11 protein-coding genes and 1 other RNA gene are annotated in these 13,217 nt (G+C 67.9%); 7 read left to right on the plus strand and 5 right to left on the minus strand.

What is annotated here, in order from left to right; translation table 11 throughout:
- Nucleotides 1–106: 106 nt before the first annotated feature.
- From XcodCFBP4690_RS03080 to rplS, 6 genes are all read left to right on the plus strand, one after another.
- Nucleotides 107–1,177 carry an NAD(P)H-dependent flavin oxidoreductase gene (locus XcodCFBP4690_RS03080; RefSeq protein WP_104539588.1) on the plus strand — a complete coding sequence of 357 codons (1,071 nt, stop codon included), beginning with the start codon at nucleotides 107–109 and terminating at the stop codon, nucleotides 1,175–1,177.
- On the plus strand, nucleotides 1,168–1,965 hold the full coding sequence (locus XcodCFBP4690_RS03085) for an aminotransferase class IV family protein (RefSeq protein WP_104539589.1): 798 nt from the start codon (nucleotides 1,168–1,170) through the stop codon (nucleotides 1,963–1,965). The genes XcodCFBP4690_RS03080 and XcodCFBP4690_RS03085 overlap by 10 nt, the downstream gene beginning before the upstream one ends.
- A gap of 109 nt (nucleotides 1,966–2,074) precedes the next feature.
- Nucleotides 2,075–2,335 carry a 30S ribosomal protein S16 gene (gene rpsP / locus XcodCFBP4690_RS03090; RefSeq protein ID WP_029220601.1) on the plus strand — a complete coding sequence of 87 codons (261 nt, stop codon included), beginning with the start codon at nucleotides 2,075–2,077 and terminating at the stop codon, nucleotides 2,333–2,335.
- A 43-nt stretch (nucleotides 2,336–2,378) separates the two neighbouring features.
- Nucleotides 2,379–2,891 (plus strand): ribosome maturation factor RimM, encoded by a 513-nt coding sequence (gene rimM / locus XcodCFBP4690_RS03095; protein WP_104539590.1) that lies wholly within the window; start codon nucleotides 2,379–2,381, stop codon nucleotides 2,889–2,891.
- A 56-nt stretch (nucleotides 2,892–2,947) separates the two neighbouring features.
- Nucleotides 2,948–3,721, plus strand: coding sequence for a tRNA (guanosine(37)-N1)-methyltransferase TrmD (trmD, locus tag XcodCFBP4690_RS03100; protein ID WP_104539591.1), 774 nt, complete (start codon nucleotides 2,948–2,950; stop codon nucleotides 3,719–3,721).
- A 144-nt stretch (nucleotides 3,722–3,865) separates the two neighbouring features.
- Nucleotides 3,866–4,273: a 50S ribosomal protein L19 gene (gene rplS, locus XcodCFBP4690_RS03105; RefSeq protein ID WP_005989873.1), complete on the plus strand. Its 408-nt coding sequence runs from the start codon at nucleotides 3,866–3,868 to the stop codon at nucleotides 4,271–4,273.
- Between the two features lie 182 nt (nucleotides 4,274–4,455).
- Here the strand turns inward: rplS and XcodCFBP4690_RS03110 are convergent, their stop codons facing one another.
- Nucleotides 4,456–5,928, minus strand: coding sequence for an MATE family efflux transporter (locus tag XcodCFBP4690_RS03110; protein WP_104539592.1), 1,473 nt, complete (start codon nucleotides 5,926–5,928; stop codon nucleotides 4,456–4,458).
- 543 nt (nucleotides 5,929–6,471) lie between these two features.
- On the opposite strand from XcodCFBP4690_RS03110, the gene XcodCFBP4690_RS03115 reads away from it, so the two are divergent.
- Complete coding sequence (locus tag XcodCFBP4690_RS03115; RefSeq protein WP_104539593.1) at nucleotides 6,472–6,879, plus strand: RNA-binding S4 domain-containing protein; 408 nt, start codon at nucleotides 6,472–6,474, stop codon at nucleotides 6,877–6,879.
- Between the two features lie 106 nt (nucleotides 6,880–6,985).
- On the opposite strand, the gene XcodCFBP4690_RS03120 is transcribed toward XcodCFBP4690_RS03115, so the two are convergent.
- The 4 genes from XcodCFBP4690_RS03120 to mutS form a co-directional block, all read right to left on the minus strand.
- A non-coding RNA gene (locus tag XcodCFBP4690_RS03120) (sX9 sRNA) lies at nucleotides 6,986–7,057 on the minus strand.
- Between the two features lie 61 nt (nucleotides 7,058–7,118).
- Entirely contained in the window at nucleotides 7,119–9,365 is a 2,247-nt protein-coding gene (katG, locus tag XcodCFBP4690_RS03125) for a catalase/peroxidase HPI (protein WP_104539594.1), read from the minus strand.
- Nucleotides 9,366–9,701: 336 nt separating this feature from the next.
- Complete coding sequence (locus XcodCFBP4690_RS03130) at nucleotides 9,702–10,313, minus strand: DUF937 domain-containing protein (RefSeq protein WP_104539595.1); 612 nt, start codon at nucleotides 10,311–10,313, stop codon at nucleotides 9,702–9,704.
- 330 nt (nucleotides 10,314–10,643) lie between these two features.
- Nucleotides 10,644–13,199, minus strand: coding sequence for a DNA mismatch repair protein MutS (gene mutS, locus XcodCFBP4690_RS03135; RefSeq protein WP_410049642.1), 2,556 nt, complete (start codon nucleotides 13,197–13,199; stop codon nucleotides 10,644–10,646).
- Nucleotides 13,200–13,217: the final 18 nt, after the last annotated feature.

Below are 13,217 nucleotides of genomic sequence, written 5' to 3' on the forward strand. Positions count from 1 at the left end.
GTCACGGCGCGCTTGGCGATACCCGCTGGCCGCACGCGTCTGCATCGTCATCGCATATTGACCATCGCAGGTACCATGCGCCATCTCATGGTTGTCGATGGTGTCAATGAGCAGATATCCGAACGTGGATGCCTTTCAGCAGCGCTTCGGCCTGCGCCTGCCGATCCTGCTCAGTCCAATGGCTGGCGCCTGCCCGGTGCCGTTGTCGGCGGCGGTTGCCAATGCCGGCGGCATGGGGGCGATGGGGGCGGTGTTGTCGCAGCCGCAGGACATCGTGGCGTGGATGGCCGCCTTCCGTGAGGTGAGTGCAGGCCCTGCGCAGGTCAATCTGTGGATTCCCGATCCGGCGCCCGCGCGCGATGCGAAAGCCGAGGCGCGTCTGCGTGCGTTTCTCGCGCAATGGGGGCCGTCGGTGCCCGAATCGGCTGGCGACGCTGCGCCGGCCGACTTCGATGCGCAGTTCGAGGCCTTGCTCGCCGCGCGCCCGACGGTGGCCTCCTCGATCATGGGCGTGTTCCGTCCCGATCAGGTGGCGCGACTGAAGGCGTCCGGCATCGCCTGGTTCGCCTGCGCCACGACCCTTCAGGAGGCGCGCGCGGCACAGGATGCCGGCGCCGATGCGGTGGTTGCGCAGGGCGCGGAAGCCGGCGGCCATCGCGGCGCGTTCGATGCCGGCCAGGCCGAGCGCCAGATGACCGGCTTGTTTGCGTTGTTGCCGCGCCTGGTCGACCACCTGGACGTCCCGGTCATCGCCGCCGGCGGCATCGCCGATGCGCGTGGGATCGCCGCGGCGCTGTTGCTCGGCGCCAGTGCCGTGCAGATCGGCACCGGCCTGCTGCGCACGCCCGAAGCGGCACTGCCCGACGCCTGGGCCGACGCGCTGGTCACGTCCGAACCCGAGCAGACCCAGCCCACCCGCGCATTTTCCGGGCGACTCGGCCGCGCGCTGGCAACGCCTTACGTGCGGGCCGCCAGCGCGGCGGATGCACCGCCGCCGGCACCGTATCCGGTGCAGCGCGCGCTGACTGCACCGATGCGCCAGGCCGCCGCGCGCGATAACCGCCTGGATGCGATGCAGGCCTGGGCCGGGCAGTCGGCCTGGATGGCGCCCGCGCAACCGGCCGGCGACCTGGTCACGCAGTGGTGGGAGCGGGCGCAGGCCCTGTTATGTCGCTGATCTTCTGCAACGGCGCACCGGCCAGCGCGCAGCAACTCGGCGCCGTGGCGCTGATCAACTACGGCCACTTCACCACGTTGCAGGTCCGCAACGGCGCCACGCTGGGGCTGGATCTGCACCTGCAGCGCCTGCAGGAGGGTAGCCGCGCGCTGTTCGGCCAGGCGCTGGAACCTCAGCAACTGCGCGCGCACCTGCGTGCCGCGCTGGCCGCGTCGGCGATGGCCGATGCCAGCCTGCGCGTCACCGTGTTCGCGCCCGATTACGATTTTCGCAACCCCTTGCGCGAGGTTGCGCTGGAGGTGATGGTCGCGCTGTCGCCACCTGCCGACATGCCCGAGGCCGGCCTGCGCGCGCAGCTCGCCGAGTACGTGCGCGAACGGCCTGACCTCAAGCATGTCGGCACCTTTCCGCTGCTGCACCTGCGCCGGCTGGCCATGCAGGCCGGCCATGACGATGTGGTGCTGCACGATCGGCAGGGCAGGGTGCTGGAGGGGGCGTTCTGGAACCTGGGATTCTGGCAGCGCGGAGGCGTGGTCTGGCCGCAGGGGCCGGCGCTGCGGGGCACCCGGCAACAGCTGCTGCAGGCGGGACTGACGGCGCTGGGCATCGCCCAGGTGAGCCGGCCGGTGGAGCTGGGCGAGCTGGAGCGTTTCGATGGCGCATTCGCCTGCAATGCGCGCGGGCAGCAGGCCATCGTTGCGCTCGGGCCGGCCCGCTGGGCACCGCATGCGGCGCAGCTGCCGCTGCTGGAGCGGGCCCTGCAAACCCGTGCCTGGCAAGCGATCTGAGCGATCTGCCGCAGCTGCGCGTCGTGGCTTGGCTTCGCTGGCGCGGCCGGCTATAATCGCCGGCTTACCGCGCCACTCTGGCGACTGGGCAACTGAGGAAAACGACACCATGGTCAAGATTCGACTGACCCGCGGCGGCGCCAAGAAGCGTCCGTTCTACCACATCATCGTGACCGACGTGCGCAGCGCGCGCGACGGCCGCAACATCGAGCGTCTGGGTTACTACAACCCGGTTGCGCAGGGCGCCGAACCGCGCATCGTGCTCGATATCGCCCGTGTCGATCATTGGGTTGGCAACGGTGCACAGCTGACCGACAAGGTGCGCAACCTGTATCGCGAAGCGTCCAAGTCCCAGGCCGCTGCGGCCTGATCTTGAGGGCCGGGCCTCGCTGCCCGGCCCAGAGTCGACACAGATGAAGCCGACCGAGCGCCGCATCCTGTTAGGCAGGATAGTCGGCGCTTTTGGTGTCAAGGGCGAGCTCAAGCTCGAATCCTGGACCGAGCCGCGCACGGCGATCTTCCGGTATCAGCCGTGGATCGTGCGCTCGCCGTCCGGCCAGGAATCGGTGCTCAGCGGTGTGCGTGGACGCGATCAGGGCAAGAATCTGATTGCGGTGTTCCCCGATATCAGCGACCGCGACACCGTCGAAGCCATGCACGGGACCGAGATCTTCGTTCCCCGCAGTGCGTTGCCGCCGCCCAAGCCCGATGAGTATTACTGGGTGGATCTGGAAGGCCTGCAGGTGGAAACCGTCGAAGGCGTCAGCCTCGGCACGGTCTCGCATCTGTTCTCCACCGGCTCCAACGACGTGGTGGTGGTGCGCGGCGATCGCGAGCGGATGATTCCGTTCGTGTTGCCGGACTACGTCAAGTCGGTGGATTTCGAGGCCAACCGGATCGTGGTCGACTGGGACCCGGATTTCTGAGCGAAGCCATCCGCTTCGCTCTTGCCTTCCCATTCCCGATTCCCGAATCCCTGCCAGTGCGCATCGACGTCATCAGCCTGTTTCCCGAGTTCATCGCGCAATGCGCGGCGTTCGGCGTGGTCGGGCGGGCGCAGGAGCGCGGATTGCTGGAACTGCAGGGCTGGAATCCGCGCGATCATGCGCAGGGCAACTACCGCCGGGTGGACGACCGTCCGTTCGGCGGCGGCCCGGGCATGGTGATGCTGATCGAGCCGTTGCGGGCCTGCCTGGAAGCGGCGCAAGCCGCTGACGCGCGCCCGGCACCGGTGATCTACCTCAGCCCGCAGGGGCGGCCGCTCACCCAAGCGCTCGCCCGCGAGCTGGCGCAGTTGCCGCGCATGGTGCTGTTGTGCGGCCGCTACGAGGGCGTGGACGAGCGCTTCCTCGATCAGGCGGTGGACATGGAAATCTCCATCGGCGACTACGTGCTGTCCGGTGGCGAGCTGGGCGCGGCGGTGCTGGTGGACGTGGTGACGCGGTTGCAGGACGGCGTGTTGAACGACGCCGAATCCGCCGCCCAGGACAGTTTCGAAGGGCCGCAGGGCCTGCTGGACTGCCCCCACTACAGCCATCCGGCGACCCACGCCTGGGGTGACGTTCCCGAGGTGCTGCGCTCGGGCAACCACGGCGCCATCGCGCGCTGGCGGCGGCAGCAGTCGCTGGGCCGGACCTGGCTGCGTCGCCCGGACCTGCTGGACGAGGCCGGACTGGACAAGCACGATCGTCGGTTGCTGGAAGAGTTTCGCCGCGAACTCGACCCGGGCGACGACAAGCCCGGCGACAAGAAATAAGGGCGCACCCCTAGCCCTTGAAGATTCGATTGGGGTACAATATGCGGCTTGCTGGCCAGCCTTGCGTCTGGCCCTCCTACGAACCTCGAGCAATCGCCGTGCGGCGACTGCCGGTCCAATATCACCAGACACGCGGTGCCCACCATGAGCAAACTCAACAAAACCATCCTGGCTGACTTCGAAGCCGCCCAGATCCAGCGCAAGCTGCCGGAATTCAACCAGGGCGACACCGTTGTGGTGAACGTCAAGGTGAAGGAAGGCAACCGCGAGCGCGTGCAGGCCTATGAGGGCGTGGTGATCGGTACCAAGAATGCCGGCCTGAACTCCGCTTTCACCGTGCGCAAGATCTCGCACGGTTTCGGCGTCGAGCGTGTGTTCCAGACCCACAGCGCCATCATTGACTCGGTCGAAGTGAAGCGCCGCGGTAAGGTCCGCGCCGGCAAGCTGTACTACCTGCGTGGCCTGGAAGGCAAGGCTGCCCGCATCAAGGAAGATCTGGCTGCCGCTGCGCAGGCCAAGGCCGCTCGCCAAGCGGCTGCCAAGGCCGAGTAAGCCATATCGCTGCCAGGTCCTCGTGCCTGCAGCTGCCAGACGGCCGCCCTGGGGGCGGCCGTTTGCGTTTGTGGCTCAGCGAACGTCGTACCCAATTCGCACCGGGCGTGTCGATGCAGCGTTGTACTGGGAAGCTGCCCGGCACCGTGTAGCGGGGGGCATGCCTGCGGTCGCAGGCATGATCAACGCGGCGGTTGCGGCGGCGCCTGCATCGGCGCCGTATCCGCCACCGGCGAGGCCGGATGAGCGGGCACTTCCGCTGCGGCGGCCAGCTCGGAAGGATTGGCCGGCGTCGCCAGCATGCGTGCCGTTCGCCAGCCGCCCCAGCGGTAATACGCCAGCGACAGCAGCATCGAGCAGGTGGAACTGATGGGGAAGCTCCACCACACCGCATCGGCGCCCAGGTGCGGCAACAGCGCATTGGCCAGCGGTACCCGCACGCCCCATAGCGAAAACGCCAGGATCAACAGCGGTGGGATCACCGCACCGGTGGCGCGTACCACGCCCGATACCACAAAGCTCACTCCGAACAGCAGGAACGACCAGATGGCGATGTGGTTGAGATGGCGCGCGATCTCCAGGGTGGCGCTGCCCTCGGGCAGGAACAGCGCCAGGGTCCAGCGGTCGAACAGGATCAGTGGTGCGATCAGCAGGCCGGTCATCAGGAAGTTGGCGGCGATCCCGGTGCGGGCGGTGGCGTCCACGCGCGCCCACAGGCCGGCGCCCACGTTCTGCGCGGCCATCGACGAGCAGGCTGCGCCGACCGCCATCGCCGGCATCTGCACGTAATTCCACAGCTGCAGCGCCGCGCCATAGGCGGCAGCGGTGTCGGTGCCGAAGCCGTTGACCAACGACAGCATCGCGATCATCGCCAGCGAGATCATCACCATCTGCAGCCCCATCGGCACGCCCTTGACGATGAGCGCACGCAGGATGGCGGGGTCGATGCGGAACAGGTGCAGGTCACGCCGCCCCAGCCACAGGATGTGGCGCTTCCGGCGCAGATACACCAGCAGCCCGACCAGCGCCCCCACCTGCGCGATCAGCGTGGCCCAGGCCGCACCGGCGATGCCCAGCGCCGGAAACGGCCCGATGCCGAACAGCAGCAGCGGGTTGAACACGATATCCAGCAGCACCGACAGCAGCAGGAAACGGAACGGCGTGCGCGCATCGCCGGTGCCGCGCAGGGCTGCGGACAGAAACGCGAACAGATACAGCGTGGGCATCGCCAGAAAGATCACCCGCAGATACGCTTCGGCCAGTTGTTGCGAAGCGGCCGGCGTGCCCATCGCGGTGAGCAGATGCGGTGCCAGGAACCAGCCGAGGATGGCGATCACGGCCGACAGCCCGCCGAAGAAACTCGCGCTGGTGCCCATCACCTTGCGCGCCTGGGCGATGTCGCGCGCGCCCATGGCCTGGCCGATCAGGATGGTGGATGCCATGCCGATGCCGAACACCGAACCGATCAGGAAGAACATGATGCTGTTGGCGTTGGCAGCGGCGGTCAGCGCTTCCTCGCCAAGATAGCGGCCGATCCAGATCGCGTTGACCGAGCCGTTGAGCGACTGGGCGATATTGCCGGCCATGATCGGCAACGCGAACAACAGTAGGTTCTTGCCGATCGGGCCTTCGGTCAGGACAGCGGAGTTGGGCATCGCTTGGCATCGTCGCGCAGAAGTTGCGCACACTAGCATTGCTGGATGAGAGCCAATGCAGTCATCCGCTTTGCGCTGCGTATCTTGTTTCGAGGCAGGTTCCATATTCGACAGTAGCGATGCAGCCTTCGGAGACGGTGCGCTGACTCTTTCGGTCGAGGGCCGTGTCCCTCATTCGGCGCTTCGCGCCACCTTCTCCTGCGGGCGGGAGAAGGGAGCGTTGGCGGGTGCTTGTTCGGTCGGCGATGGGCATGGGTGGGCGTTCCCTCATCCGGCGCTGCGCGCCACCTTCTCCCGCGGGCGGGAGAAGGGCGCGTTGGCGGGTACTTGTTCGGTCGGCGATGGGCATGGCCGGGCGTTCCCTCATCCGGCGCTTCGCGCTTTCTTCCCCCGCTTGCGGGGGAAGGTGCCCGCAGGGCGGATGGGGGCAGTGCCGACCATCGCCCTGGGTCCCCGACCACCACGACCGCATCGACCGCCCAGCTTGAGTTCCCGATGGCTGCCCAAACATCGGTTACCTGACAGAGCGAGACAACACGGCGCATGAATCCGGAGCTGGAACAGGGCACGACGGTCAGGCTGGATGTGTGGCTGTGGGCCGCACGCTTTTTCAAGACACGCAGCCTGGCCAAGAACGCGGTGGACACCGGCAAGGTGGACGTGGGCGGCCAGCGCCCCAAGCCCTCGCGCAGCCTGCGCCGCGGCGAGCGACTGCGCATCGACCGTGGTGGCGAAATCTTCGAGATCACGGTGGCCGGGCTCAGCGATGTCCGCGGGCCGGCGCCGGTGGCGCAGGCCTTGTACGTGGAGGGCGAGCCATCGCGTGAGGCGCGGGCGCAGTGGCGGTTGCAGCGCGCCGCCGAGCGCACCGGCTACCGGGCGCCGGAGAGCAAGCCCGACAAGCGCGCACGCCGGTTGATCAATGCCTTGGGCGATATCGACGCCTTGTAGTCCTGGCGGCCGAATCGAATGCAAGCAAGACGCCCCGGTGGCCCGGGGCGTGTGTATCGCAGCAGCCGTGCGGCCCGGATCGACGAACGATCCAGCGACTTACAGCGGCTAACAAAACTTAGCGGTCGTCAGGTGGGTGCGGACGGCGCGGAGGAACCGCAGTGTACGAGTGGTACATGCCGATTCCGAGCACCGACCGCGCCCGCCTGGCGGCCGCGCAGTCGTTTTGCTAGCTGCTCTTAGGCCAGATCGAAACGGTCCAGCTGCATCACCTTGGTCCAGGCGGCGACGAAGTCCTGCACGAACTTTTCCTGCGCATCGGCGCTGGCATAGACCTCGGCGACTGCGCGCAGGATGGAGTTGGAGCCGAACACCAGGTCCACCCGCGTGCCGGTCCAGCGCTGTTCGCCGGTGCTGCGGTCGCGGCCTTCGTACAGCTCCTTGGTGTCGGAGGTGGCTTTCCACTCGGTCCGCATGTCCAGCAGGTTGGCGAAGAAGTCGTTGCTCAGCACGCCGGGCCGGCTGGTGAACACGCCATGCGGGGAGCCATCGGCGTTCGCCCCCAATACGCGCAGGCCGCCGACCAGTACAGTCAGCTCCGGCGCGGTCAGGGTCAGCAGCTGTGCCTTGTCGATGAGCAGCGCTTCGGCCGGCACCGCGTAACGGCGCTTGGCGAAGTTGCGGAAGCCATCGGCCACCGGTTCCAGCACGGCGAACGATTCGACATCGGTCTGTTCCTGCGAGGCGTCGGTGCGGCCGGGGGCGAACGGCACGGTCACCTGCTGGCCCGCTGCCTGCGCAGCCTGCTCCACCGCCGCGTTACCGGCCAGCACGATCAGGTCGGCCAGCGAAATCTTCTTTCCATCCGACTGCGCGGTATTGAAGTCGGCCTGGATGCGCTCGAGCGTGGCCAGCACGGTGGCCAGCTGCTCGGGCTGGTTGGCCTGCCAGTCTTTTTGAGGCGCCAGGCGGATGCGTGCACCGTTGGCGCCGCCACGCTTGTCCGAGCCGCGGAAGGTGGACGCCGAGGCCCAGGCGGTCGAGACCAGCTGCGCCACGCTCAGGCCCGAGGCCAGGATGGTCTGCTTGAGGGCCGCAGCGTCCTGTGCATCGACCAATGGGTGGTCGACCGCCGGCACCGGGTCCTGCCACAGCAACTCCTCTGACGGCACGTCTGGGCCAAGATAACGCGAGCGCGGGCCCATGTCGCGGTGGGTGAGCTTGAACCAGGCGCGCGCGAAGGCATCGGCGAACTGCTCCGGGTGCTGATGGAAGCGGCGCGAGATCGCCTCGTATGCCGGGTCGAAGCGCAGCGCCAGATCGGTGGTCAGCATGGTCGGGCGATGCTTCCGGGAGGCATCGTGCGCATCGGGAATGATGGCGTCTGCGTTCTTGGCCACCCACTGATGTGCGCCGGCCGGGCTCTTGCTCAGTTCCCACTCGAAGGTGAACAGGTGGTCGAAGAAGTCGTTGCTCCACTGCGCGGGCGTGGTGGTCCAGGTCACTTCCAGGCCGCTGGTGATGGTGTCGGCGCCCTTGCCGCTGCCGTAGCGGTTGTGCCAGCCCAGGCCCTGGCTTTCCAGCTCGCCGGCTTCGGGCTCGGCACCGACGTTGTCGGCCGGGCCGGCGCCGTGGGTCTTGCCGAAGGTGTGGCCACCGGCGATCAGCGCCACGGTCTCTTCGTCGTTCATGGCCATGCGCGCGAAGGTGTCGCGGATGTCGCGCGCGGCGGCCACCGGGTCCGGCTTGCCGTCCGGGCCTTCCGGGTTGACGTAGATCAGGCCCATCTGCACGGCGGCCAGCGGGTTCTCCAGATCGCGGGTGTGCGGTACTTCGCTGTCGTCGTCCTTCACCAGCACGCCGTGCGCTTCGTCCACGCCGGGCGAGCCGCGCGAATAGCGGTCGTCGCCGCCCAGCCATTTGGTCTCCCGGCCCCAGTACAGATCCTGGTCCGGTTCCCAGGTGTCTTCGCGGCCGCCGGCGAAGCCGAAGGTCTTGAAGCCCATCGATTCCAGCGCGACGTTGCCGGTGAGGATCATCAGGTCGGCCCAGGAGATGGCCTGGCCATACTTCTGCTTGATCGGCCACAGCAGCCGGCGCGCCTTGTCCAGGCTGACGTTGTCCGGCCAGCTGTTGAGCGGCGCGAAACGCTGCTGCCCACGGCCGCCGCCGCCGCGCCCGTCGCCGATGCGGTAGGTGCCTGCGCTATGCCAGGCCATGCGCACGAACAACGGGCCGTAATGGCCGAAGTCGGCCGGCCACCAGTCCTGCGAATCGGTCATCAATGCGCGCAGGTCCTGCTTGAGCGCCTGCAGATCTATGCGCTTGAACGCCTCGGCGTAGTTGAAGGTCTCGCCCAGCGGATTGGACTTGCTCGAATGCTGGCTCAGCAGATCCACGCGCAGCTGGTTCGGCCACCAGTCGCGGTTGGTGGTTCCGGTCCCGACGACGGCGTGGTTGAACGGGCACTTTGCTTCGGTTGTCATGGCGGTTACCTGTGTGCGTGGGCACTTGGGGAGCGGCGTGCCGAACGGCCGGCACGTGCTGGGGGATCGAAGTGGCGGGCAAGGCTCAGTGCATGGTCATCGATGAAACAGCGAGCGCGGGGAGCTCCACGGGTCCTGCCGATGCTAGCGGGTGGCTGCAGCCGCCGGAACAGTGGGGAGGTCGAAATGGGCTGAGGGGCTGCATCGAGCGGACACATCTTCTGGAAGCGTGGAGACACCATAAAGAGCGCTGATCGCTTATTGAATTCGAATGATTCAAACGTATCGATAGCGCGTTGCTATGGATAGCACGCCGGTGCCGGAGCGGCAGAGCGCTCAACGTTTGCCGAACAGACGTCCGCCCAGCTGCATGACATCGCCCAGACCGAGCTGCCCGTCGCCGTCCTGATCCAGCACGCGGCTCAGCAGGCCGCCCGCGCCGCCGCTGTTGACGTACTGCTGTTCCTGCGCCAGCGCGGGCCCCAGCTGGCTGCCGGCCGCCGCACCGCCGCCGACGAAGCGCTTGGCCAGGTACGCCATCACGATGGGGGCGAGCAGTTGCAGCAATTGACTGGCTTTGCCGGATTCCAGGCCGGTGGCCTGGCTCAGGCCGGCGGCCGCCTGCGCTGCCTTGGCTCCGAACACATGGCCGACGATGCCGGCGCCGTTGGCCTGCGCGCCGCTGGCGGTACCGCCCAGCAGCGAGCCGACCAGGCTGCCGATGTCGGGGCTGCCGGCATGGTCGCGCTGCAGTGCACCCAGCAAGGCATCGCTGCCACCGGCCTGCTGGCTGTTGCGGCCCAGGGCGCCCATCAACAGCGGCAGCGCGGTCCGCACCGCCGATTGCGCCTGGTCGGGCGCGATGCCCAGGCGCCCAGCCAGTTGTTGCAGGTGCGGGCCCTGTAGCTGCGCGAGCAGTTGCGCGGTGAGCGAGTCGGACGTGGTCATCGGCATCGTTTCCTGTGAGCGAGCGTTACGGCAGGGTGCTCCCGTCCGGCGTCCAGGGCAATTGGCGGAGCGCTGCCTGGTGTCGCTTGGCGACACCGCTGCCCGGGTCGATCGCATCGTGGTACCGCGCCGGGGCACGGGCCCCGGGGTGGAGCGGCGCGCTTGGCCGCAGGCTGGGCAGCGCCGGCCGCGTGCGAGGAGTGTCCGGTGGCGGATACGTCCTGCCTAAGTGCGAAGCGGCACGATGCCGTGGCTACGTGCCGGAGCTAACTTCCCACGTTCCCGACGGCGCGACGCTACCAGGATCGCCGTGCGGTCCTGGCACCGCTGTCAGAGCAGCGCCTTCAACCGATACAGCGCTTCCAGCGCCTGCTTGGGCGTGAGCTCGTCCGGGTCCAGCGCCTGCAGCGCTTCCTGGGCCGCGGAGGACGGCGCGGTGAACAGCCCGAACTGCTGCGGTGCATCCAGTGCCGCCGGTGCCATCTGCGCGCTATGGCTTTCGCCCCCGCGCTGCTCCAGTTCGGCCAGCCGGCGGCGCGCCTGGGTCACCGCCGCCTTGGGCAGGCCGGCCAGCGCGGCGACCTGCAGACCGAAGCTGCGATTGGCCGGGCCATCCTTGACCGCATGCATGAACACCAGCCGCTCGCCGTGTTCGACGGCGTCCAGGTGCACGTTGGCGATGCCGCTGGCGCCGCCGGCGTGGGATTCGTCGGCCAACGCGGTGAGCTCGAAATAATGCGTGGCGAACAAGGTGTAGCAGCGATTGCTGTGCGCCAGATGGCGCGCGACCGCGTCTGCCAGTGCCAGCCCGTCGTAGGTGGAGGTGCCGCGGCCGATCTCGTCCATCAGCACCAGCGACTGCGGCGTGGCGTGGTGCAGGATGTAGCTGGTCTCGGCCATCTCCACCATGAAGGTGGATTGCCCGCGCGCCAGGTCGTCGCCGGCACCGATGCGGGTGAGGATGCGGTCGATCGGCCCGATCACCGCGCGGCTGGCCGGCACGAAGCTGCCGATATGCGCCAGCAGCACGATCAACGCGTTCTGCCGCATATAGGTCGATTTACCGCCCATGTTCGGGCCGGTGATCACCAGCATGCGGCGCTCGCTGTGCAACTCCAGATCGTTGGGTTCGAAGGGTTGCTCGCGCACCGCTTCCACCACCGGGTGGCGGCCGCGTTCGATGCGCAGGCAGGGCGCGTCGTCCAGTTCCGGCTGCGACCAGTCCAGTGCCTGCGCGCGCTCGGCGAAGGCGGCCAGTACATCCAGTTCGCTCAGGGCGCCGGCGCAGCGCTTGAGGCCTTCCAGTTCGCTGCCCAGCGCATCGAGCAGGCCTTCGTAGAGCAGTTTTTCGCGCGACAGCGAGCGCTCGCGCGCCGAGAGCACCTTGTCTTCGAAACTCTTCAACTCTTCGGTGATGTAGCGCTCGGCATTGGTCAGGGTCTGGCGGCGGCTGTAATGCAGTGGCGCCTTGTCGGCCTGGCCCTTGCTGATCTCGATGTAATAGCCGTGCACGCGGTTGTAGCCGACCTTGAGCGTGGCGATGCCGCTGCTGGCACGCTCGCGTTGCTCCAGGTCGATCAGGAACTGGTCGGCGTTGGTGGACAGCCGGCGCAGTTCGTCCAGCTCGGCGTCGTAACCGGGTGCGATGACGCCGCCATCGCTGAGCTTGAGCGGTGGCTGTTCGGCCACTGCGCTGACCAGCAGATGCGCAGTGGCATCGTGCTCGCCGAGTTCGACGAACAGGGCCTGCAGGCGCGGCGAATCCAGCGGCGCCAGGAGGGCGCGCACCTTCGGCAGCAATGCCAGGCCATCGCGCAGGGTGGAGAAATCGCGCGGTCGCGCCGAGCGCAGCGCCACGCGGGTGAGGATGCGTTCCAGATCGCCGAGCGCGCGGAAGGCCTCGCGCACATCCGCATCGGCGCCGGAATCGATCAGGCTTGCCACTGCGTGATGGCGCTGCACCAGCACATTGCGCAGGCGCAGCGGGCGATGCAGCCAACGCCGTAGCAGGCGCCCACCCATCGGCGTGACCGTGCTGTCCAGCACCCCGAGCAAGGTATTGCGGGTGTCGCCATCCACGCGCGTGTCCAGCTCCAGATGCCGACGCGTGGCGGCATTCATCGCGATCGCTTCGCCAGCCACTTCCATCGCGATCGAGGTCAGGTGCGGCAGGCGTTGTTTCTGGGTTTCCTCCACATAGCCGAGCAGCGCGCCGGCAGCGGCGGTGGCGCAGGGCTTGTCGTCGATGCCGAAGCCGGACAGGTCGTGCAGCTTGAAGAACGCCAGCAGCTGACGCCGGCCGCTGTCGGCATCGAACAACCACGGCGGCCGGCGCCGCGCGCCGGTGCGGCTGCGCAGGAACTCCGGCCAGTTGTCTTCGTCCGGTACCAGCAGCTCGGCCGGCTCCAGGCGGGCGATTTCCGCCTCCAGCGCATCGACGCTGTCTACTTCGTTGACCAGGAAGCGGCCACCGGCCAGATCCGCCCAGGCCAGGCCATAGCCCTGTTTGCTGCGCGCGATCGCCATCAGCAGGGTGTCGCGGCGCTCGTCCAGCAGCGCTTCGTCGGTGACCGTGCCGGGGGTGACGATGCGTACGACCTTGCGCTCGACCAGGCCCTTGGCCAGCGCCGGATCGCCGATCTGCTCGCAGATCGCCACCGACTCGCCCAAGGCCACCAGCCGCGCCAGATAGCCTTCGTAGGCGTGCACCGGCACGCCGGCCATCGGGATCGGTGCACCGCCGGAGCTGCCTCGCTGGGTCAGCGTGATATCCAACAGGCGCGCGGCCTTGCGCGCGTCGTCGTAGAACAGCTCGTAGAAATCGCCCATGCGGAAGAACAGCAGTAGGTCGGGGTAGTCCGACTTGGCGGCGAAGAACTGCTTCATCAGCGGGGTGTGCTCTAC

Source organism: Xanthomonas codiaei (genome assembly GCF_002939785.1).
GTDB classification, from domain to species: domain Bacteria; phylum Pseudomonadota; class Gammaproteobacteria; order Xanthomonadales; family Xanthomonadaceae; genus Xanthomonas; species Xanthomonas codiaei.